Origin of the sequence: Arthrobacter sp. ok362 (genome assembly GCF_900102785.1) — a bacterium.
Classification (GTDB): domain Bacteria; phylum Actinomycetota; class Actinomycetes; order Actinomycetales; family Micrococcaceae; genus Arthrobacter.
The window spans coordinates 88,171-109,685 of sequence record NZ_FNGC01000011.1 but is presented as its reverse complement, the minus strand read 5'-3'; the positions used below and the strand labels follow the sequence as shown (position 1 = coordinate 109,685).

Sequence of the window (21,515 nt, the reverse complement as noted above, 5' to 3'; positions counted from 1 at the left end):
CCCGGTAAAACGCCCAGTGCAGCCCCTGCACCCGGAACCACCTGACCGCAGGAACCCGACCCGAGAAAGCTTGGATCATGAGCCAACCTGAACGCGACGTGAAAAAGCCGATCGGCGCCTCTGCCGGAGCCTCCTTCGATGTCCACGGGATCGTGGGCATCGAAGTGGAGGCCGGGACGCCAGGAGAACCGCAGCTCAGGGACATGCTCGCCCCGTTCCTTGGGAGTTCCAGCGCGCCACGGCGGATCACAATCGGCGCCAAGATAACGCCGATTTCCAGCCAGTCGCATGCGGAGGATGCCTACCGGTTCACCGGGGAGTCCCTCTATATTCCGGCGGACCGCGTCCAGATTATCGAGACGAAGGACGGGTACCGGATCGAAGGCGCCGGCGAGCTCCTGACCTCTGTGATTCCGTTGCTGGACCGGTTGTGTGTCGAGGAGGATGCGGCGATGATCCATGCCGCGGTGGTGGACTTCCGCGGCTCCGGAGTGCTCCTGCCGGCCTGGGGAGGAGTCGGAAAGACCAGCACGGTGGCGAAGCTGGTCGCCATGCGCGACGTGCGGTTCATGGCAGACGACTGGGCCTTCATGGGCGCCGGCGGAATGCTCATGGGCTACGCCAAACCGATGTTTATCAAACCCCACCACCGCGCCATCTACCCGGACATGTTCCGGGGCACGCGCAAGCCCCTGGCCCCCGGATGGCTGACGACGCCCGTCGCACACCTGGCCACGGCGGTCCATCCGGTCATTGTCCGCTATCCGAAGACAGCCGCCTTCACCCGGCGCTGGTCCCCCGAGCACCGCATGGTGCAACCGGAGCAGGTCTTCGGAGCGCAGCGGATTTCGTCCGCGGCGCCGGCACAGCTGGCCATCTTCCTTGAGCGCTTCGACGGCGCGGACGCGCGGCTGGAGGCACGAAGCGCGGAGTGGATGACGTCCCGGATCGTCGGCAACTTCCATTCGGAACTGCCCATGGTGTCGCGGCGGCTCGTCGAGGCCCTCGGCGCCACCAGCCTCGTCCCCCTGGAGGAGCATTTCGGCCAGAAGGCAGCCGTGGTGCGCCGGGCCCTGGAGGACGTTCCCTGCTGGCTGCTCCGGCTGCCCGCCGCCTGGTCAGCGGACCAGGCCTCTGACTTCATCGCGAATCTGGTTCGTTCAAAACTGGATGAGTGAGGCGAGGCCACGTGAGCGATCTGAAGGTGTCGGTTGTCGTTCCGGCGCGCAATGCCGCAGCCTGGCTGGGCGAGTGCCTGGAGTCGATCCGCAGCCAACACCCGCACGAAATGATCGTGGTCGATGGCTGCTCGACGGATGACACTGCCGCAATCGCCCGCGACTGCGGGGCAACCGTCATCTCCGACGAGGGACGCGGCCTTCCGGCCGCACGGATGCTTGGCGCCCGGAGCGCCACCGGTGAGGTAGTCGCCCTGATCGACGCCGACGTCGTCCTTCCGACGACGAGCCTGCCCAGGCTGCTGACCGAATTCGAGTCCGGCGGTTACGACGGCCTGCAATTCGGGCTGGCCAGCGAAGCCGACGGCCCCGGGTACTGGGGGGCCGCGCTGGCCTGGCACCATAACCACAGCCGGGTGCGCAAGTGGTTCGGCGTCAGCGCCACGCTGATGCGCCGTGACGTGCTGCTCGACGTCGGGTTCGACGACGACTTCCGCTCCGGGGAGGACGTGGAGCTCAGGATCCGGCTGGAGCAGGCAGGGTACCGGCTCGGCGTCTCCGACTCCGTAGTGGTCAGGCACCGGTTCGATGACACGTTCGACTACGCCCGCGACCAGTGGCTCCAGGACGGGGCCGGGATGGCCCGGACCGTCCGCAAGCACACGGGCCGCGCGGGCTGGCTGGTGATGCTGCCCCTGCTGGCCACCGTGCGGGGCGTGGGTCTGTCCCTGGTCCGCGCACCCCGCTTCCTGCCCTACTGGATGGGCTTCCTGCTCTACAACTACCGCGCCATGGCCGGCGAGCTCCTGCGGCCAGCCCACAAGCCCATCTCGGTGGGCGGGAACGCGGCCTGGCTGGCCGCCGCGAGGATCGCCCCCATGGTGACGGGCTTCCTGTTCTGGGCACTCGCGGCCCTCGTGCTCCCGCCGGAGCAATTAGGCCTCGGCTCCGCTGTGGTGTCGGCCGCCCTCCTGACCGTGCAGCTGGGCATGCTCGGCGTCGGGCCCGCCACGCTGACGCTCCTTCCCGCGGAAACTGACGGCGGCCGGCGCCTCATCGCCGCCAGCCTGCTTGCCGTCGCTGCCTTCTCCCTGCTGGGCGCGGGCCTGCTGGTTGCCATCACAAATTGGCTCGGCACAGGTGTCGGCGAGGCCTGGATCGACCCGCTGGTCACGGTCCTTTTCCTGGCCACGGCGCTCCTCGCCGCCAGCGCCTACCAGCTTGACCACGTGGGCGTGGCCCAGGAACGGGCCGACCGAACGCTGGTCAGAAGCCTCGTGCAGAGCCTCGTGCAGCTCGCCTTCCTGGCCGCCGCGTTCGCCGTCGGGCTCCGTGACCTGGCGGTGATTGTGGCCGCCGTTGCCGCCGGTGCGCTGGCCAGCGTCCTCGTGGGCCTGCGCCAGCTTGGCCGGGCCCACGTGTCCCCCGATTGGAGGCATGGCCTCCGGCCGCGTCCGGCCCTAAAACTCCTGAAGCCGGGGCTTCCCAACCACGCCCTCATGCTCGCCGACCGTGCGCCCGGCTACCTGCTTCCGCTCATCGTTGCAGCAACTCTGGGCCCCGCCCCGACTGCCGCCTGGTACGTGGTGTGGATGATGGCCTCGGCGGTGTTCTTCGTGCCGCAGTCCGCCGGGTTTACGCTGCAAACGGCCCTCGCGGGAACGCGGGCGCGGCCGGGTCTCCTCGGCTCCGCCCTACGGGCCAGCTTCCTGTTGACTCTCGTGGCCGGGTTGATACTGATGCTGGCCGGGCCACTGCTTCTGGGCCTCCTCGGGTCGCAGTACGCGTCCGCGTGGGTCCTTCTTCCTGTACTCGTTCCGGCACTCCTCCTGAGTTGTGTGACCCAGGTCTACTACGGGCTGTGCCGGGCCCAAGGGCGGCTTTTCGAATCCACGGCAGTCGCCACCCTGGCCGCCATCCTGGTCGTGGCACCCGCCGCGGCCGTGGCCCAGCAATATGGCCTCACCGGCGTCTCCGTCCTCTGGGCCGTTGCCCAGGCGACGGCTTCGCTGATTGCCGCTTGGCGCCTGATCACCCTGACCCGGGTGAACCCCGCCCCCACCGCAGGCGAGATTCCTTCAGCGCGCCACCAGCCGACCTGAATCGAGGAATGATGACACACGAAACGGCAACAAGCCTCCCCGTGCACACCGCCCACCGGCATGAGGCGCATGCGCACGTCGGCGGTGCCAAACCGCCCACCCACCGCAACCTCGGACTGACGCCGTCGTGGCACATCGGCGCTTTGGCTGCAACAGCCGCGGCGGCACTCGCCCTCGGCGTCTGGAGCATGACCCAGGTCGATCCCCTTCTGATCGGCGGGGCCGGCCTCATTGGCGTCCTCCCGCCTGCCTATTTCGTTGCGCTCGGGCTCAGCCTGGCCGGATTTGTCGCCTCGTTGAGCCTCCGCCGCCTGGTTCCGGCACTTCTGACCTGGCAGCTTCTGGTTGCAGTGGTTATCCTCGCTGGCGCTGACCCCATCATCCATGGCCTGCCGCGGCTCGAGGCCAGCTTCCGTCATCTGGGCATTGCCGACACCATTGGCCAATCGGGCCAGCTCTATCCGGGCCTGGACGCGTACTTCGACTGGCCCGGGTTCTTCACCCTGCTGGGAATGCTCTCCGGGGCGACGGGCGCCAAGGACCTTTTCGGCATCGCAACCTGGGCGCCGGTGGGGATCAACTTCCTCTTACTCGCACCACTGCTGGCCCTGGCACGGCGGTTGACGGCAAATCCGCGCCAGGCATGGGCGGCTGTCTGGATCTTCTACCTGGCCAGCTGGATTGGACAGGACTATCTGTCGCCGCAGGCGCATTCGTTCGTCCTCCTGCTCACCCTGGTTGCCTGCCTGCTCAGCGTCTTTGGCGGTTGGGCCTGGCCCACGGAGCGCACCAGGTTCTCCCGGTGGCTTGCCCGCAATGTCAGCAAGCTTGACAGCTCAGCGCCCGGGTATGGCGCCGTGGAGCCGCACCGGGCGGACACGGCGGTGCTTGTCGTGGTCTGCGGGCTGTTCCTGCTTGCCATGACGGCTTCACATCAGCTCAGCCCCTTCGCCGTGATCCCCATCCTGGCCGCGCTGCTTCTGACCGGCCGTCTCCGGCTGCGCTTCTTGCCCGTCCTGGCCGTGGTCCTGCCCGTAGGCTGGCTGCTCTTTGCGGCTTCAACATTCTTGGTGGGGCACTTTGGCCAACTGATCGGCTCGCTGGGTGACATTGGCGCGAACAGCGTCGGCGCGCTGAGCACCAGGGTCTCAGGCAGCGATGCCCATGTGTTGGTCGTCTACACGCGCCTCGCCGAGGTCGCGCTGGTCTGGATTCTCGCCGTTGCCGGCGCCATAGTGGGCTACCGGCGGAAGGTACCGTGGTTGGCGGCCGCGGCCGCGGCGCTTGCGCCGCTGGTCCTGGTTCCCCTCCAGCCATATGGCGGCGAACTGCTTCTGCGCCTCTATCTATTCAGCCTTCCGTTTGCTGTGTGCCTGGCGGTGCTGCCGCTGATGTCTGACAGTACTGCCGGGCTGAGCCTGCGCCGAGCCCTTGGGCTGCTGCTCATGGGCGCGGTACTGGCTACGGCCACGGTCGTTTCCCGATACGGAAATGACGGTATGGAGAGCTTCAACAACGACGAAATCGCCTTGGTGAACCGCCTCTATTCGACTGCGCCCACCGGCGCCGTCCTCATTGAGGCAGTTCGCAACACCCCGTGGAGATACCAGCACTACGCGGACTATGACTACCGGGCGCTCGTTGCTGCCGAGCCCATTCCCAACGCCGCGCCGCTCAGCTGTGACGCGGCCAACCAGATCGCCCACAAAGCGGGCGCTTACCTCATCGTCACCGAAAGCCAGAAGGAGGCGGCCGAACTCCGCGGTTCGACTCCCACCGGCGACCTTCAACGTTTTACCGCCACATGCGCCACCAGTCCAGGCTGGACGAAGGTTTATGAAAACGCGGGCGGCGTGATTTTTCACATCGAAGGAGTTACCAATGGCAACTGAACGCAGCTACGTGAGCTATGCGACGGCAGCCGTCGCCCTAGCCGCCATACCGCTCTCGTTTGTCGGCCCCGAGGGCCTGCGCCTGGCGGTGATCGGCCTGCTGATGCTGGCCGGGCCTGGAACAGCGCTGGTGCTGCTCCTCCGCTTCGACTCCCCGCGCTCGGCCCAGGCCACTGGCGCGCTCCCCCTCATCATCGCCATCGCAATTGCCTTCAGCCTCACGATGTCCACCCTCGTGGCGATGGCGATGATCTATGCACGGCTCTGGTCACCGCCGGCGGGCGTATGCGCCCTGTCGATCATGACGCTCGCCTTCCTGGGCCTTGAGCTCAAGAGGCCAAAGCAGGCCCTGGTGCGTGCAAAATGATCATCTTCCTGACAGGACTGGCCACAGTGGCAGCACTCGTGAGCTGCGATGTGCTGCGCGTGTTGAAGCCGGACAATGCACTGCCGCGCGCCGTGGTGATCATCACTGCAGCCCTTCTGGCCATAGTCGGCGTCGCGGCGGTCGTGCAGTTGGTGCATCTGGCGCAGCTGGCATGACGGAAGCCGGCCGCCTGGCGCAGCTGGCATGACAGAAGCCGGCCGCCCGGCGCCAGCGCACAAGCGCACAAGCGCACAAGCGCAAATCATCAAGTCGCACCAATCACGGAAAGTACCTTCAATGAGAACACTAAGATCACTCAGCACGGTTGGGACGCTCGGATTGCTCGTAGCCGGTTCCCTTGTCTTCGGATCCGCCTCGGCGGCCACCGCCGCAACCTGCGCCCCCGCAACGACCAACTCCTATCCTGGGACCGTTGTGCTGGCCACGAGTTTTGAGTCGGGCGGCTTTTGCGGCCTCATCCCCCAAGTGTCGGGCACGGGCACGGCAACAATGTCCAGTTCGCGGCCCCATACCGGGACGCACGCAGCCAAGCTGCATGTGACCACGGATTCCGGTTCGCTCGCAAACCTTTCCTCCCCGGCGTTCACCTCGGGGACCAAGACCTCGTACGCAGACGGCTGGTTCAATATCACCGTGGCCGGCGTTTCCGGCAATGACGTACCGTACTTCCGCTTCTTTTCCGGCTCCACCCGCGTCGCGGACATCTACCGCTACAACAGCAACGGGCAGCTGTGGCTCCGGGTCACCTCACCTAGCGGCACCTTTGTCTACACGAAGCTGATCTCGGGGAGCATCTCGCTGAGCGCCTGGCACCACGTCAGCATGCGCGTGACCGCCAACGGCAGCTCATCAACAATCCAGGTGTGGTTCGACGGCGTGCAGCGCTACAGCAGCACGAGCGTCAGCATGCTCGGAAGCAGCCTGAGCAAAGTTCAGCTCGGGGCCGAGCACAACCGGCAAAAGGGCGACGAATACATCGATGACGTCGTCATCAAACGCTCCTAGCACCCACCGCTAGTCCCTGGGCGGCTGGCTCATTCCGGCTCCTTGGCCGCCCGCACGAAGTCCCCAATCTTGGCCAGGTCCTTGATGCCCCGTGAGGACTCGACGCCGGAAGATACATCGACGCCCCACGCCCCGGCCGCCGCCGCTGCCCGGGCCACGTTGGCGGCATCCAGGCCGCCGGCGAGCAGCCACTTGCGTCCAGCCAGGGCCTTGGCCCGGACGGAGCCGTAGTCCCAGGCTTCGCCCGAGCCGGGGACAGCGGCGTCGATCAGGAGCAGCTCTTCACCCCAGTTGTCGAAGACTTCCGCGGGGGCGGCCATGGTGACGGCCCGGATCAGCTTCATCCCGGCGTCGTGCACTGTCCGGACGTCCGCCGGTGAGCGGTCCCCGTGGAGCTGGACCCAGACCAGGCCCGCCTCACGGGCGACGGCGACGGCGTCGGCGGCCGATTCGTGCCGGAACACCCCCACCGCGGGCAACCCGTTCGGGACGTGGGCGAGGAGGTTCCTGACCTGTTCCGACGTGACCTCCCGGGGGCTGCGGGTCAGGACGAAGCCGACGGCGTCCGCGCCGGCTCCGGCCGCGACGCGCACCGCGTCCGGGGTGCTCAGGCCGCACACTTTGACAAACATTCGGGCTCCTTCTGCACGCTTCCTGCTTCTGACGTTAGCAAGACAGGGCCGCCGCCGCCGACTTTGCGTCGGCATCGGCGTCGGCATCGGCAGAAACCTCGCCAGGGGCATCGCCAGCCCGGCCGGCGGCCGGCGCCCCGGGACGGGCCGATAGGCTGAGGCCATGGAGATCATCCGCTATGCCGAGCTCAAAGCCCACCCCTGGCGCAACGGCGGCGGGGTGACCCGTGAAGTGGCACGCCATCCCCGGACCCGGTCCGTGCAGACAGCCCTGCAGACAGCCCTGCAGACCGCCCCGCAAAACACTGTGCAGGACAACGCATGGGACTGGCGTGTCAGCATTGCCGAGGTATCCAAGGCCGGCCCCTTCTCTGCCTTCGCAGGGATGGACCGCGTCTTGACGGTGATTGACGGCGAGTTGTTTCTCCTGAGCGTGGACGGCGCCGAATACCCGCTGGAGAAGTACCGGCCGTTCCGGTTCTCCGGCGACGCCGCCTCGGCGGGGGCACTGCCCACCGGCGACATCCGCGATCTGAACGTCATCACCCGCAACGGTGCCTTCAAGGGCTACACGTCCATCATCGAGCTGTCCAAGAAACGCGCCCATCCGGTCTTCGAGGGCCAGTTCGGCATCCTCCTGCAGGGCCAGGGGACGGTCAGCCCCGGGGCTGCGGGCGGCCCCGCGGCCAGCAGCCCCGCGGCCGCGCCGATCCCCGCCGGGCCTGCGGGCGCCGTCGCCCCGGAGCCGGAGCGCGTCGAGCTGAACCGTTACGACGCCGTCGTCGGCGCGGATACCGCGACGCCGGAAATCCTGGGCCGCGGATTCCTGGCGGTCGTCTCCATCGATCCTGCGCAACCCGGCACAGATTAGCGCTCGTCCGCCTTCACCCGGGCGCCGCTGACACGTACGGAGTCACCGGAGAGCTTTTGCGCGAGCCAGATCGGAACGATCGAAACAACGATCAGCACGACGGCCACGACGTTGACCACGGGCGCCTGGTTCGGACGGAAGAGGTTCTGCAGGATCCAGATCGGCAGCGTGGTCTCGCCGGCCCCGATGGTGAACGTGGTGACGATGATCTCGTCGAAGCTCAGCGCGAAGGCCAGCAGCCCACCGGCCAGCAGGGCGGAGCGCAGTTGGGGGAACGTCACAAGGTTGAAGGTGGTGAAGAGGCCGGCGCCGAGATCGGCGGAGGCTTCCTCCAGGCCGGGGCTCATTCGGCGCAGCCGCGCAATGACGTTATTGAACACGGTCACCATGCAGAACGTAGCGTGGGCGATCACCACCGTCCACAGGCTCAGCGGGACGCCCAGGATGGTGGTGAACATGTTGTTCAGGGCAATGCCGGTGACAACTCCGGGCAGGGCGATCGGCAAGATCACCAGGAGGCTGATGATGTTGCGGCCGAAGAACTTGTACCGCTGCAACGACAGTGCCAGCAGCGTCCCCAGCAGCAGCGAGATGAGGGTCGACACCACCGCCACCCACAGCGAGGACAGGACCGCCTCCCGGACACCGGGCGAGTCAAAGGCCTTCCCCCACCATTCCAAGGTGAAACCCTTGGGCGGCCAGCCGAACGTCCGGTCCGCGTTGAACGAGTTCACTACCACCAGCAGCAGCGGCGTGTAGATGAACAACAGCACCAGCACGGTAACGACGCCCAGGACCACTTTGGCGCTACGGGACAGTCTCATGATGCGCCTCTCGCTACAGGCTGTTCAGGGCGCCGGAACGGCGGACGATGAAGAGGTAGAACATGATGATGGCGATCGGCACCAGCGACACCGCGGCGGCAAACGGCAGGTTGTTCGCCGCCCCGACGTTTGCGTAGACCACGGTGCCGAGCATCTGGGTGGTCCCTCCGACGATCTGCGCGGTGATGTAGTCGCCCAGGGACAAGGAGAACGTGAAGATCGTGCCCGCAATGATGGAGGGGACCAGCAGCGGAAGCATGACCAGGCGCATGGTGGTCAGCGGTTTCGCGCCGAGGTCCCCGGAGGCTTCCAGCAGGGAGTCGGGCACCCGGTCAAAGCCTGCGTAGATCGGCAGGATCATGTATGGCAGCCAGATATAGGACAGGGTCAGGATGACGGCGGTCTCGCCGTAGCCCGGGGACGAGAGACCGATCGGAGCCCCCAGCCATTCCAGCAGCCCGCCCTCGGCCAGGATATTCCGCCAAGCGTAGGCCTTGACGAGGTAGCTGGCCCACAGCGGCATCAGCACGGCCACCACGAGCAGTTTCTCCCAGCGGGCGCTGGCCACCTTGGCGATGAAGAACGCGATGGGCAGGGCGAGGACCATGTCGATCACGGTGACCGCCACCGCGATCCACAATGTCCGCAGGGTGATCCGCTGATACACCGGATCGGTCAGGACCGTGACGATGTTCTCCGTGGTCCAGACCGTGGACACCTCTCCCGTGAAGGTGTCCACGGTCCAGAACGCGGTGATCAGCAGTGCCGTCAGGGCGGCGATGTACACAAGCACCAGCCAGCCCGCCGGGGCCGTGAGCAGCCCGGCCAGCCTCAGCCGGGGTGAGCGGTGGAGCAGCGCCGAGAAGGCGTTGGTTTTCGCCCGGGGTACAGACCCGGCGTCACGGGGTGGGCCGGGCGGCAGCTGTTGGATCTGTTGTGCCATCTCGCCTTAATCTCTGCCGGCCGCCGGGGCCGGCTTGTTCTTGCAGTTGTGCTGCGGGGGAGCCGGGCTCAGCCTTTGATTTCCGTCCAGGCCTTGGTCCATTGCGAATAATCGGTGCACTTGACGTCCTTGCGTCCATCGAGGCACTCGGCCACCGGGGTGGTCCAGTACCAGATCTTGTCCGCGTAGGCCGTATCACCCGAGTGGTACGTCTGGCAGTGCTTGGGATCTTTGGTCAGCTCGCAGGATTTGGCGTTGGCCGGGGATTCGCCAAAGTACTCCGCCACTTCGGCGTTCACCTTGGGGCTGGCGATGTAGTCGAGCCACTTGTAGGCGCAGTTCGGGTTTTTGGTCTTGGACCCGATCATCCAGGTGTCCGACCAGCCGGTGGCCCCCTCAACAGGTACGAGGGTTGCGACCTTGGCGCCGTCGGCGGTCGCTATGTTGGCCCCCACCTGCCAGGTGGTGCCGACCACGGTGCTCCCGGACGTAAAGGCCTGGACCTCCTTGACGACGTCGCTCCAGTACTCGCCGATGTGCGTGCGCTGCTGCTTGAGCAGGTCGACGGCGGCGGCCAGTTGGTCCTTGTCGAGGGCATAGGGGTTTTTGATGCCCAGCTCCGGCTTATGGGCCATGAGGTACATGGCGGCATCGGCGATGTAGATAGGCGAATCGTAGGCCGTGACCTTGCCGGTGTTCTTGGCGGCGTCGTCAAACACCGCGCTCCAGGAGGTGGGCGCCGGAGTGACCTTGTTTGTGGAGTACATCAGCAGATTGGCGCCCCAGCCGTGGGGCATTCCGTAGTTCGTGCCGTTGACGGTGTTCCAGGCCTTGTCCTTCAGGAACGGATAGATGTCCGGATAATTCTTCAGGAGGCTCATGTTGACCGGCTGCACATCCTGGCCGGCGATCAGTCGCAGCGAAGCATCCCCGGAGGCCGAGACGACGTCGTACTGTCCGGTGCGCATGAGCGTCACAGCCTCGTCCGAGGTGCCGAACGGCTTGAAGCTGACCTTGCACTGGGTCTCTTGTTCGAACGGATGCACCCAGTCGACCGCCGGGTCGTTGCTGCCATCCTCCACATAGCCGGGCCATCCGAGGATGGACAGCTGGCCTTCACCGGCGCCGATCTCGGTCTTGACCGGCTGCGCCGACGGTGAGGAACCCGGTCCCCCGCTGGTTCCGCAGGCTGACAGCGCAAGGGCTGCCGCCGCAACCACCCCGACAACAAGGGAGGCCTTAGTTCTTGGTGCCATGATCCTTACCTTTCGATGTGGCGAAAATCTCTGGACTGGGAACGCTGCGCCACGGACGGGAAGTCCGCCCGGCAGGGCCCGGCGTCAGGTGCCGCGGGCCGGAAGCCAAACGACGGCGGCGTCGTCCCAGCTGACCGTGACGGGCCCGTTGACCAGTTCCGCGTCGCCGCCGGGCAGCTTTTCCGGAACCAGCGCGACGACGGCGGGCCCGTCGTCGAGCTGCACCCGCACCTGGGTGGCGTGCCCGACGTAGACGAACGAAGTCACCGTCCCGGGCCGGGAGGTGATGCCGGAACGGCGCTCCGGGTCCCCGGCCCAGGCGACGCGCAGCCGCTCGGGACGGATGCAAAGGGGGTCTGCCCGGCCATAGAGCGCTTGGGCCTGGGCGGCGTCGAAAATGTTGGAGGTGCCGACGAAGTTGGCCACGAAGATGTCGCCGGGGCGCTCGTAGATTTCGTGCGCGGTACCGATCTGTTCGATGCCGCCGTTGTTGAAGACGCCGATCCTGTCGCTCATGGTCAGGGCTTCCTCCTGGTCGTGGGTGACGAAGATGAAGGTGATGCCCAGCGAGCGCTGCAATTCCTTGAGTTCGACCTGCATCTGCTGCCGGAGCTTGAGGTCCAGGGCACCGAGAGGCTCGTCCAGCAGGAGGACCTTCGGCTCGACCACGAGCGCCCGGGCCAGGGCCACCCGCTGCCGCTGGCCGCCGGAGAGCTGGGCGGGTTTGCGGCCGAGGAATTTCCCAAGCTGGACGCGGTCCAAGGCCTCCCGCGCCCGCTCCCGCCGCTGGCTCCCGGGCATGCCGCGCACCCGGAGCCCGTAGCCGACGTTGTCCACGAGGGACATGTGCGGGAACAGTGCGTAGTCCTGAAAGACGGTGTTGACGTCCCGCTGGAAGGGCGCCATCGCCGAGACGTCCTTGCCCTCGAGTTCGATACTTCCGGACGTCGGCAGCTCGAAGCCGGCGATCAACCGCAGGACCGTGGTCTTGCCGGAGCCGGACGGGCCAAGCATGGAGAAGAACTCCCCGTGGCGGATGTCCAGGTCCACGCCATTTACTGCGACGGTGTCCCCGAAGACCTTGGTGAGCTTACGGAGGCGGATCGCCGGAACCTCTTCGGTTCCGGTCGAGGTGCCGGCGGCCAGTGTTTCGGTCATGGGGTGCGCCTAACTCCGTTGCCGGATCGTCCGCGAGAGAGCCACGCAGCGGAATGCGATGCACCACACTGGGCCGCTGGGCCAAATGCTATTACTTCATAGGTTTTATGTATAGACCCTCCGGCAAAGCCCGGATTAGGATGACATCAGCCCGGGCGGCGCGCGGCGGCGCCGCCCGCGCAAGCTGCCTGGATGCCCCGGACGGGGCGGCCGGATACCGCCGGAGGGAAGGGAGGCCCGGATGTTGTTGTCGCCAAATGGCGCCTCCCGGAGCCTGGCAGCGGTGTTCACGCCGATCAAGTCGCGCGGGCTCGTCGATGAAGTGTGCGGCCGGATCGAACAGGCGGTGGAGACCGGACTGCTGACCAGCGGCCAGCGGCTGCCGAACGAAACTGAGCTGGCCGCGGCCCTCGGAGTGTCCGCGGTGACGGCACGGGAGGCCCTTTCCCAACTGCGTGCCTCGGGAATCATCCGGACCGCACGCGGCCGCAGCGGCGGAAGCTTCATCGCCGACAACGTGCTGCCCTCCCGGGAACGGGCGCTGGCCCAGCTGCATGAGTTGAGCCGGCTGCAGATCAGGGACCTCGCGCTGCACTACCAGGCGATCGCCGCGGCCTGCGCGGGGGTGGCGGCCCGGCGCGCCGACGCCGCCGACATCGCCACGCTGCGCTCGTTCATCCCCTCAGCCGACGATGACTCCTCGAGCTGGAACTTGGCCTTCTCGGAGTTCCTGCTGGAGGTCGCGGCCATTGCCCGCTCCGCCCGGCTCGCCCGGGAGCTCATCCGGCTACAAGCCGATCTTGGCGCCCTCACGCTGCTGCCCTGCGCCGACGCCGGGTACCGCGGGCGCACCACAGTGATCCTCGAGGACGTGGCAGCCGCCATAGAGGCCCACGATCCAAGCGCCGCCGAAACGCGGGTCAAGGCCCTCATCTCCGCCACTACCGAGTGGCTGCTGACCGAGCAGGCCAAACGCTATTGACCGCACTCGCACTTTGAGCCACGATCTTGACCGCCCAACTTTTAATTGCAAATGTCCCGGCATCTTCGAGCTAAGGCAGCAACCATGTCCGAAACCACCTCCACCGCAGACTCCTCCGCAGCGCAGGCCGAACCCGGCTCCGCCGAGCAGGCCGCCGCCGAACTCGACGCCACCATCGCCGGCATCGAGCACCGCCTGACGGTGTGGGCCGCTGATACGGGGGCGGCCCTGGCCGCCATGTCCGGCAAGGTCACGGGCACGGCCGTGGACAAGCTCATCCGGCCGGTGGTCGAGGAACTGGTCCAACTGCCCGGCGGTTACGCGGCCGGCGCAGGGTTCATCGCCAACGCGGGGCTGCTCGGGCCCGAGCGCAGCTATATCGCCTGGTGGCAGGGCCCGGACCTGGAACCCGTCGACGCACTGGCCAACTTCAGCCCCAACTCCATCAGCCGGTACGTCAAGGCCGAGTGGTTCCGGATCCCCGTGGAAACAGGCCAGGCGCATGTCACCGGGCCCTATGTGGATTTCCTCTGCACCGACGAATACGTCCTGACCTTCACGCACCCGGTCTTCACCCGTCCGGACGCCCCGGTGGCGGGGATCGTGGGCATCGACGTCACGGTTCAGCGCCTGGAACGAGGGGCCATGCCGGCCCTGCGGCGGATCGGCGGCCGGGCCACGTTGGCCAACGCCGACGGCCGTGCCGTGGTGTCGGCGGCGCCCGATATCGACGCCGGAGACCTGATCTCGCCGGACGAGCCGTGCGTGCACTACCCCGTGGGGCACACGTTCACGGTCTGGAGCGACGCAGTCGGGCTGTGACGGGGCCTTGCTAGACTTGGAGGCCAAGGCCCCTCTTCCGGGCCTCCGGACGACGGTTCAGTACCCGGCACGCGACAAGACTGGCCACAGGAGCTGTCATGTCGTGGCTAATACTCATTTTTTCCGGGGCGCTTGAGGCCGTCTGGGCCGCCGCCCTGCACCGGGCCGCCCAGGCCACCGGCCGCCGCCAGCTGGTCCCGGCCCTCGTTTTCCTCGTTTCGGTCCTCGCCAGCACCGGGGGCCTCGCCGTGGCCATGCAGTCCATCCCCACCGGAACGGCCTACGCCGTGTGGGTGGGGGTCGGCGTCGTCCTGACATCCGGCTACGCGATTATCGCCAAAGTTGAGCGCGCGACGGCGGCGCGGATCCTGCTGCTCGGCGGGATTGCCGCGAGCGTCGTCGGCCTGAAGCTGGTGGCATGACGATGGTGAAATCAGCTGCGATGTCCTGGATGATCCTGCTCGCTTCCGCTGTGCTGGAGGCGGTCTGGGCCACGGCCTTGGGCCGGTCCGACGGGTTCTCCCGCCCGCTGCCGACCCTCGTGTTCGCCGTGACGGCCACCTTCAGCATGGTGGGGCTGGGCCTGGCCGTGAAACGCATTCCGCTCGGCACCGCCTACTCCGTCTGGGTGGGGATCGGCGCCGCACTGACGGTCGGCTGGGCGATGGCCACCGGCGTCGAACCGGCCAGCCCGCTCAAGCTGCTGTTCATCGCCGGGATCGTCGGCTGCGCGGCGGGCCTGAAGCTCCTTCCGGCCCGGGACACCGAGCGTACACCGGCGCTCCCGCCCAGTTAGTCCGCGCCGGGAGGGTCTATTCCGGACAACACGCCGTGGCTGCGGCCCGTTCGCCGGCAGCAACCGGGCGGGAGCGCTGGAATAGCCGCGCGCACCCCGGGGTTCTTGGCAGGGACGGAACTACTCAATGCGCGAATGGAGATCCAGATGACGGCAGCAACAGTCAAGCTCGGCGACGGCCTCACGGTCAGCCGTCTGGGGTTCGGTGGCATGGCCCTGACCCCTGTCTACGGCGAGGTGGACCCGGCCGAGGCCCTGCGTACCCTGCATCACGCGGTGGATGCCGGCGTAAGCTTCATCGACACCGCGGACATCTACGGCGGCGGCAGCAACGAGGAGCTGATCGCCCGGCTGCTCAAGGAACGCCGCGGCGAAGTCCAGCTGGCCACCAAGTTCGGCCTCGTGGGCAACCCCTCGGCGGGGTACACGGACATCCGCGGCGACGCCGCCTACGTGAAACAGGCGGTGGACCGCAGCCTGCAACGGCTGGGCACCGACTCGATCGACCTCTACTACATGCACCGCCGTGACCTCCGCGTTCCGATAGTGGAAACCGTGGAGGCCATGGCGGGGCTGGTGCAGGCCGGCAAGGTGCGGCATCTGGGCCTGTCAGAGGTGACGGCCGAGGAGCTGCGCGAGGCCAGCAGCATCCACCCGATCGCCGCGGTCCAGAGCGAATGGTCCATCTGGAGCCGCGACGTGGAACGCAACGTGGTTCCCGCCGCCGCCGAACTCGGGGTGGGTTTTGTGCCCTATTCGCCGCTGGGCCGAGGATTCCTCACCGGCACCGTGGACGCCTCGACGCTGGGCAGCAACGACTTCCGCCGCAACATCCCGCGCTTCGCCGCGGACGCTGCCGGCGCCAACCAGGGTGTGGTGGCCGCCGTGCGGGCGGTCGCCGCCGAACTGAGCGTTGCCGGGCAGGCTGCAACTCCCGCCCAGGTGGCGCTGGCCTGGCTGCTCGCGCAGGGCCAGAAACTCAGACTGCCTGTGGTCCCCATCCCCGGCACGCGCAAGGCGGACCGGATCGACGAAAACCTGGGCGCCCTGGCGCTGGACTTCACCGCAGCGCAACTGAAGACGCTCGACGCCGCCGCGGACGCCGTCGTCGGCTCCCGCTCCGCGGACCCCAACTGGGTGTCCCAGGGCCGTGAATAGCGCCTCCGTAGACTGAAGCCCATGGACTCGCTTATTCACTCTTTACGTGACATCACCATCCGCCGGATTTCGGTCAGCGAGATGGACAACAACGTGTACCTGCTTACGGCCAAGGCGTCCGGCGCGCAACTCCTGATCGATGCGGCCGATGATCTGGCCGCCATCCAGGGGCTGCTCGCGGACGCCGCCGCGGATACTTCCGCGACGCCGAAGCTGGCGCTGATTGCCACCACCCACCAGCACTGGGACCACGTCCGGGCGCTCCCGGGCCTGGTGGAAGCCACAGGTGTGAAAACGGCGGCCGGGACAGAGGATGCCCCGGAGCTTCCGGTGCCGGTGGATGTCCTGCTGGATCACGGGGACGTCGGCAACTTCGACGGCTTCGACGTGACGGCTGTGCATCTGCGCGGCCACACTCCGGGTTCGATCGCCCTTGTGTACCAGGACCCCGCGGGGCCGGCCCACATTTTTTCCGGCGATTCGCTGTTCCCGGGAGGAGTAGGCAACACGCAGAAGGATCCGGCGCGGTTTGCCCAGCTGCTCACCGATGTCAGCGAGCGGCTGTTCGACGTGTATCCGGATGACACCGTGGTGCACCCGGGCCACGGCAAGCCCACCACCCTCGGTGCGGAACGCCCGCACCTGGACGAGTGGCGCGCCCGCGGCTGGTAGGGCCTGAAACCTCATCGATTGCTCCCCAACTGCCGTTATGAACCCTCTAAACGGCGGTTACGTGGGCCCACACCGGCAGGGTTCCCTGGCCGAGCTTGCGAGGCTAGGGTGCCGGTGGGGAGCGATGGTGGTTAAGCTGGGGCCACGACCGCCGGGTTCCCTGACCGAGCTTGCGAGGTTAGGGAGCGGTTGGGGATTAGCGGCTGCGGCGTTCATTCGAGGCCGGAGCCGACGCGCGGCGCGGGCCGCCGCTGCGGGCCGGACGTCCTTCACCGGAGCGGCCGTTGCCGCCGCCGGCGTAGGATCCGCCCGAGGTGCCGCCGGTGTTGGAGGACCAGACAGCCGCGCTGCCTCCGGATTTGCTCCCAGCGGACTTGGCGCCCGCAGCTGCACGCTGGCCGGTTGCCGGACGTCCGCCGCGCTGGCCGCCGGCCGAAGCGCCGGCGCGGGGTGCGCCGCCGGTGCGGGGTGCTCCGCTGCGGGGAGCCGAAGCGCCCCGGGCATCGCTGCGTCCTTCGGCGGCGCGTCCGTCCGAACCGCGGCCGGCCGCGGCACGGCCACCGGCAGCCGGAACGTCGTTGTGGTGCGCGTAGGCGGTGGTGCGGCCACGGCCACGCGCATTCCGGCGCTCGGCGCGCTCGGCATCGGCGCGGTCCTGGTTCTGCTCGGCGACACGGTCGGCGGCGTTGCGGGCAGCGGCCTTGCCTTCGTAGGCGACGGCGCGGCGCTCGGCGCGCGGCAGATCGGTCCGGGGAGCCTCTGCTCCGACGCGTCCGCGTCCGCCACGGCCGCCCCGGCCACCCGCGGTGGGTGCAGCCTGGGTGGTGCGGCGGGCGCGCTTGCGCTCGGCGTTGGCACCGGTGGAGGTGCCGCCGCCGTGCTGCGCGGCCTTGGCGGCCAGCAGCGCAGCGCGGGTACGCGGATCGATCTTGTCAGCCATTTCGCCGACCAGTTCAGCAACCAGCGGCGAGTTGGCGGTGACGCGCTCGAAGTTAACCTCGACGCCCGCAGCCTTCATCAGCTTCTTGACGTCGGACTGCTGCTCGGGCAGGGTCAGCGTGACCACGGTGCCGTCGGAACCGGCGCGGGCCGTACGGCCTGAGCGGTGCAGGTACGCCTTGTGCTCTGTGGGCGGATCCACGTGGATGACCAGTTCGACGTCGTCGACGTGGACGCCGCGGGCTGCGACGTCGGTGGCCACCAGGACGCGGACGTCGCCGGAGGAGAACTCGGCCAGGTTGCGGTCACGGGCGTTCTGCGAGAGGTTGCCGTGGAGATCGACGGCGGGGATGCCGGCGTCGGTCAGGGTCTTGGCCAGCTTCCGGGCATGGTGCTTGGTGCGCATGAAGAGCACGCGGCGGCCGGCGCCGGAGGCGAGCTCGACGATCAGCTGCTTCTTGACGGTCTGGTCGTTGACCACCAGCACGTGGTGTTCCATGGTGGTCACCGCGGCCTGCGGGTCGTCCACGGAGTGGGTCAGCGGGTTGGACAGGTAGCGCTGGACGATCTTGTCCACGCCGTTGTCCAGGGTGGCGGAGAACAGCAGGCGCTGGCCCTGGGTGGGCGTCATGTCCATGAGCTTCTTCACCACCGGGAGGAAGCCAAGGTCAGCCATGTGGTCGGCCTCGTCCAGGACGGTGATCTCGACTGCTTCAAGGGTCAGGATGCGCTGGCGGATCAGGTCCTCCAGGCGGCCCGGGCAGGCGATGACGATGTCGACGCCGGCGCGCAGGGCCTTTTCCTGGCGGGCCTGGGAGATGCCGCCGTAGATCACGGTGGTGGTCAGGCCCATGGCCTTGGCCATCGGCTCGATGGTCGCGTTGATCTGCGTGGCCAGCTCGCGGGTCGGAGCCAGGACCAGGCCCATCGGGCGGCCGGGCTTGCGGAAGTGCTTGGCTTCCCGCTCGGCGAGTCGTGCCACCAGCGGGATGGCGAATGCGATGGTCTTGCCGGAGCCGGTGCGGCCGCGGCCCAGGACGTCGCGTCCGGAAAGGGTGTCAGGGAGTGTCTTGACCTGGATCGGGAAGGGCTCCACGATGCCCTGGGCGGTCAGGGTGTCGGCAAGTGCTTTGGGCGTGCCGAGGGCAGCAAATGTAGTCATGTGTTTCAAAGTCTTTCAGGCGGTATCCGTGCGGATATCGGCCCCCGATGCCGGTTGGCTCAAGGGTTCGCCGAAGAAAAGTCAGGTGATCAACCGGGCTGTTGCCAAACTTCAGCAAACGGCCGCCGGGACCAAATGGAACGCGTTCATCGACGCAGGATGTGCCTCTCACATGAAAAAATCCCACTGCCTGCGTGCGGATTCCCGAAGGAACCTGGCAGGGATCCGGTTGACGGACCGAAGCCGGTCAACAGAATCAAAAGTGGGCATCACTGCACATCAAGTTTTAGAAGTCTATCACCCGGCAGGGCCAGGTCCCGTATCCGTGGCCGCCGGCCTCGCCCCTAACCCGCCAGGCTGGGGGCCTGGAACAGCGGCATGTGGGACGTCTCGGCGGGCGTGCGGGCGGGCGTGCGGAGGGGCGCCCGTGACGGCGCCTTGGCCGAGCCCCGGCCGGCCGGCCGAAGGATCACGAGCGCCTCAGCGTCGATGAGGCGGCGGGTTCCCGTTCGGGCATCCAGGATCCAGAACAGGTCCACGCCCGCGACGGTCTGGGTTACCGGACCCCGATGGAAGAGCTTCCCGTTGTGCCAAGCCTCGATCTCGTCCCCCACGTTCAGCTCAGCGGAGCTGCGGATTTTCCATGCTTCGTCAACGTCCATGATCATTGCCCTTCCCCAGCGTTCAATGTCTTGTGCCCAGCATTCACGACACAGGTTTCGGGTTCGTTTCCGGAGCGTGATTTCTACGTGTCCCCCCGCCTTTGCGGCGTTCTTAAGCGAAGCCCCGAGCGTGTATTGACCGCCATTGCGTCCGGGAGGACCATGGTGGGCGGGCAAGGCGACGAGAGGAGACGGGGCACGATGCCGGGAATGGTCGGCGCTGGCTTCTTTCGGGTCATCCAAGTGGCGCTGTTGCCCATAGGGGCGGCCGGTTACGTCGCGGCTGTCCCCCGGATGCTTAACTACAGCCGGCGGGCGGGCGTTTCGGCAACAGTGTTCGCTACCCTCTACACGCGCTACATGCAGCACCGGCTAGGGACGAGGCCGGATGAGCCTGCGGCCCGGCTCATGGCGGTCATGCCGAATGTGTCCCAGGAAGGGTTCCGGCTGGAGACCGCCCCCACGCTCGTGGGACACCTGCTGACGGGCTTCGTTCCCCGGATCTACCGCTACCCCTACCAGGGGCAGGCCCCGATGCGCCATCAGGCGACAGCACGGACCAGCTACTACGATGCTGCCCTCCAGCGGCATCTGGCCGGCGTTGACCAGCTTGTGGTCCTCGGGGCGGGATTCGACACCCGGGCGTTCAGGCTGTCACCGGAGGACCGTGTGCGCTGCTTTGAAATCGACCTGCCTCGGACGCAGGCCCACAAACTCGCGATGCTCGAGAAAGCGGGCCTGTCGACCGGCCTGTCCACTTACGTGGCCGCCGATTTCGAGACCGAGGACTGGATGGACAAGCTCGTGGCGTCGGGCTTCGACCCCGGCAGGCCCGCGCTGTTCCTCTGGGAAGGGGTGACCATGTATTTGGACCGCGACTCGGTCGAGGCAACACTGCGAAGGATCGCCGGCACCGCCGCGGGCAGCGTCGTGGCCTTTGACTACTTCTCCGGGAAAACCATCGCCTCGCGATCGCCCTACATGCGGTACGCCCGGGCTGCGGCGAGATTCGTAGGTGAGCCGCTGACCTTTGGCATCGACAACGCTCCCCCCGCCAGGAAGAGCGCCGCGGACTTTGTTGGGTCCTTCGGGCTGGCCCTTGAGGAGCACAGGAATTTCGGTCGGGAGACCCGACGGCGGTCCGCGCCGGCCGGCTTCGTCACCGCCGTCGTGGCGCCCGCCGTCGGCGACGGCCCGCAGGAAAACAGGCAGCCAAACCTGTCGGACTACCGCGATGAGGGGAAACCATGACAAAACACAGCCACACCCCCAGCCAGAGCCACGAGCACGACGACGCCGAGCATGCAGCGCCGGGCACCGCGGCCCGGATGTGGGATGAAAAGTACAGCAGCCGCCCCAAGATGTGGAGCGGGGATCCGAATCCGCAACTCGTCGCGGAGGTGGCGGACCTGTCTCCCGGCGAGGCTCTGGACCTGGGGTGCGGCGAGGGTGCAGACGCCATTTGGCTCGCTGCCCGCGGCTGGGCGGTTACTGGCCTGGATGTTTCCGCCGTCGCCTTGGAGCGCGCGGCCGCCCACGCCCGGGAACGGGGCCAGGACGCCACCATCGAGTGGGTGCAGCAGGATCTTGCCACATGGGTTCCGGACCGATTGTTCGATCTCGTCACAGCCCAGTTCCTGCATTCCACCCAGATGCCGTGGCAGCAGGCGCTGCAGCTCGCGGCGGCCGCGGTGCGGACCGGCGGGACGCTGCTGATCGTCGGCCATCACCCCGACGGGCTGCCTCCGTGGGGCGCGCACCATACGCCGGAGAAGTTCTTCACCGCCGAGGACCTTGCCCGGGAGCTCCGGATCGAGGAGCCGCTGTGGCGTGTCGAGGTCCTGGACAGCCGGCAGCGCGGCGCCATCGGACCCGACGGCGAGGCAGTGTCCCTCACGGATGCCGTGCTGCGGGCCACCCGCCTGGCCGCCCAGTAGGCCGCCGGGCAATCGTTCGAGGGAGCGTCCCCGCGGGATCGCGGACGCCGCCGTCGGAGCCGGCGTCGTCGCACGGGTCCCCGGAGCCGCCGTCGCCGCAGCGTCGCCGCGCAAAATGTGACAAAAGACAACGGAC

General features: G+C 67.5%; 22 protein-coding genes and 1 riboswitch. Of the genes, 15 read left to right on the top strand and 7 right to left on the bottom strand.

Going from position 1 to position 21,515, the window contains the following annotated elements; translation table 11 throughout:
• The first annotated feature begins 77 nt into the window (after positions 1-77).
• The 6 genes from BLQ10_RS15400 to BLQ10_RS15375 all read left to right on the top strand — a co-directional run bounded on the left by BLQ10_RS15400 (position 78) and on the right by BLQ10_RS15375 (position 6,565).
• Entirely contained in the window at positions 78-1,178 is a 1,101-nt protein-coding gene (locus BLQ10_RS15400; protein WP_091563538.1) for a hypothetical protein, read from the top strand.
• A gap of 11 nt (positions 1,179-1,189) precedes the next feature.
• Entirely contained in the window at positions 1,190-3,280 is a 2,091-nt protein-coding gene (locus tag BLQ10_RS15395; RefSeq protein ID WP_091563536.1) for a glycosyltransferase, read from the top strand.
• 11 nt (positions 3,281-3,291) lie between these two features.
• Entirely contained in the window at positions 3,292-5,172 is a 1,881-nt protein-coding gene (locus BLQ10_RS15390; RefSeq protein WP_254785591.1) for a hypothetical protein, read from the top strand.
• Positions 5,162-5,539, top strand: coding sequence for a hypothetical protein (locus BLQ10_RS15385; protein WP_091563534.1), 378 nt, complete (start codon positions 5,162-5,164; stop codon positions 5,537-5,539). The genes BLQ10_RS15390 and BLQ10_RS15385 overlap by 11 nt, the downstream gene beginning before the upstream one ends.
• Positions 5,536-5,715, top strand: a complete 180-nt coding sequence (locus BLQ10_RS15380) for a hypothetical protein (protein ID WP_091563532.1) — start codon at positions 5,536-5,538, stop codon at positions 5,713-5,715. The genes BLQ10_RS15385 and BLQ10_RS15380 overlap by 4 nt, the downstream gene beginning before the upstream one ends.
• 121 nt (positions 5,716-5,836) lie before the next feature.
• Positions 5,837-6,565: a LamG domain-containing protein gene (locus BLQ10_RS15375; RefSeq protein ID WP_254785590.1), complete on the top strand. Its 729-nt coding sequence runs from the start codon at positions 5,837-5,839 to the stop codon at positions 6,563-6,565.
• A 29-nt stretch (positions 6,566-6,594) separates the two neighbouring features.
• Here BLQ10_RS15375 and BLQ10_RS15370 read toward each other — a convergent pair whose 3' ends face one another.
• Positions 6,595-7,197, bottom strand: a complete 603-nt coding sequence (locus BLQ10_RS15370; RefSeq protein ID WP_091563530.1) for a phosphoribosylanthranilate isomerase — start codon at positions 7,195-7,197, stop codon at positions 6,595-6,597.
• Positions 7,198-7,360: 163 nt separating this feature from the next.
• On the opposite strand from BLQ10_RS15370, the gene BLQ10_RS15365 reads away from it, so the two are divergent.
• Positions 7,361-8,068, top strand: a complete 708-nt coding sequence (locus tag BLQ10_RS15365; protein ID WP_091563528.1) for a HutD/Ves family protein — start codon at positions 7,361-7,363, stop codon at positions 8,066-8,068.
• On the opposite strand, the gene BLQ10_RS15360 is transcribed toward BLQ10_RS15365, so the two are convergent.
• The 4 genes from BLQ10_RS15360 to BLQ10_RS15345 all read right to left on the bottom strand — a co-directional run bounded on the left by BLQ10_RS15360 (position 8,065) and on the right by BLQ10_RS15345 (position 12,249).
• Positions 8,065-8,892 carry an ABC transporter permease gene (locus tag BLQ10_RS15360; RefSeq protein ID WP_091563527.1) on the bottom strand — a complete coding sequence of 276 codons (828 nt, stop codon included), beginning with the start codon at positions 8,890-8,892 and terminating at the stop codon, positions 8,065-8,067. The genes BLQ10_RS15365 and BLQ10_RS15360 overlap by 4 nt on opposite strands.
• A gap of 13 nt (positions 8,893-8,905) precedes the next feature.
• Positions 8,906-9,835 carry an ABC transporter permease gene (locus BLQ10_RS15355; RefSeq protein WP_175558644.1) on the bottom strand — a complete coding sequence of 310 codons (930 nt, stop codon included), beginning with the start codon at positions 9,833-9,835 and terminating at the stop codon, positions 8,906-8,908.
• Positions 9,836-9,903: 68 nt separating this feature from the next.
• Positions 9,904-11,091 (bottom strand): ABC transporter substrate-binding protein, encoded by a 1,188-nt coding sequence (locus BLQ10_RS15350; RefSeq protein WP_091563525.1) that lies wholly within the window; start codon positions 11,089-11,091, stop codon positions 9,904-9,906.
• A gap of 84 nt (positions 11,092-11,175) precedes the next feature.
• The gene (locus BLQ10_RS15345; RefSeq protein WP_091563523.1) at positions 11,176-12,249 is read right to left on the bottom strand and encodes an ABC transporter ATP-binding protein; all 1,074 of its coding nucleotides are present in this window, start codon (positions 12,247-12,249) and stop codon (positions 11,176-11,178) included.
• A 241-nt stretch (positions 12,250-12,490) separates the two neighbouring features.
• Here BLQ10_RS15345 and BLQ10_RS15340 point away from each other — a divergent pair, with 241 nt between their 5' ends.
• The 6 genes from BLQ10_RS15340 to BLQ10_RS15315 all read left to right on the top strand — a co-directional run bounded on the left by BLQ10_RS15340 (position 12,491) and on the right by BLQ10_RS15315 (position 16,679).
• Positions 12,491-13,231, top strand: a complete 741-nt coding sequence (locus BLQ10_RS15340) for a FadR/GntR family transcriptional regulator (RefSeq protein WP_091563521.1) — start codon at positions 12,491-12,493, stop codon at positions 13,229-13,231.
• 84 nt (positions 13,232-13,315) lie between these two features.
• Positions 13,316-14,053, top strand: coding sequence for a cache domain-containing protein (locus tag BLQ10_RS15335; RefSeq protein ID WP_091563519.1), 738 nt, complete (start codon positions 13,316-13,318; stop codon positions 14,051-14,053).
• A 23-nt stretch (positions 14,054-14,076) separates the two neighbouring features.
• Positions 14,077-14,142: riboswitch (guanidine-III (ykkC-III) riboswitch) on the top strand.
• A gap of 9 nt (positions 14,143-14,151) precedes the next feature.
• The gene (locus BLQ10_RS15330; RefSeq protein ID WP_091563517.1) at positions 14,152-14,475 is read left to right on the top strand and encodes a DMT family transporter; all 324 of its coding nucleotides are present in this window, start codon (positions 14,152-14,154) and stop codon (positions 14,473-14,475) included.
• Between the two features lie 2 nt (positions 14,476-14,477).
• Positions 14,478-14,849 (top strand): DMT family transporter, encoded by a 372-nt coding sequence (locus tag BLQ10_RS15325; protein ID WP_091563666.1) that lies wholly within the window; start codon positions 14,478-14,480, stop codon positions 14,847-14,849.
• 147 nt (positions 14,850-14,996) lie between these two features.
• Positions 14,997-16,007, top strand: a complete 1,011-nt coding sequence (locus tag BLQ10_RS15320; protein WP_254785589.1) for an aldo/keto reductase — start codon at positions 14,997-14,999, stop codon at positions 16,005-16,007.
• A 21-nt stretch (positions 16,008-16,028) separates the two neighbouring features.
• Positions 16,029-16,679 (top strand): MBL fold metallo-hydrolase, encoded by a 651-nt coding sequence (locus tag BLQ10_RS15315; RefSeq protein ID WP_091563513.1) that lies wholly within the window; start codon positions 16,029-16,031, stop codon positions 16,677-16,679.
• 196 nt (positions 16,680-16,875) lie between these two features.
• On the opposite strand, the gene BLQ10_RS15310 is transcribed toward BLQ10_RS15315, so the two are convergent.
• Both BLQ10_RS15310 and BLQ10_RS15305 read right to left on the bottom strand, forming a co-directional pair.
• The gene (locus tag BLQ10_RS15310; protein WP_091563511.1) at positions 16,876-18,780 is read right to left on the bottom strand and encodes a DEAD/DEAH box helicase; all 1,905 of its coding nucleotides are present in this window, start codon (positions 18,778-18,780) and stop codon (positions 16,876-16,878) included.
• 344 nt (positions 18,781-19,124) lie between these two features.
• On the bottom strand, positions 19,125-19,442 hold the full coding sequence (locus BLQ10_RS15305; protein ID WP_254785588.1) for a hypothetical protein: 318 nt from the start codon (positions 19,440-19,442) through the stop codon (positions 19,125-19,127).
• Between the two features lie 210 nt (positions 19,443-19,652).
• Here BLQ10_RS15305 and BLQ10_RS15300 point away from each other — a divergent pair, with 210 nt between their 5' ends.
• Positions 19,653-20,693, top strand: a complete 1,041-nt coding sequence (locus BLQ10_RS15300; protein ID WP_175558643.1) for a class I SAM-dependent methyltransferase — start codon at positions 19,653-19,655, stop codon at positions 20,691-20,693.
• Positions 20,690-21,379 carry an SAM-dependent methyltransferase gene (locus BLQ10_RS15295; RefSeq protein ID WP_091563507.1) on the top strand — a complete coding sequence of 230 codons (690 nt, stop codon included), beginning with the start codon at positions 20,690-20,692 and terminating at the stop codon, positions 21,377-21,379. The genes BLQ10_RS15300 and BLQ10_RS15295 overlap by 4 nt, the downstream gene beginning before the upstream one ends.
• Positions 21,380-21,515 lie beyond the last annotated feature (136 nt).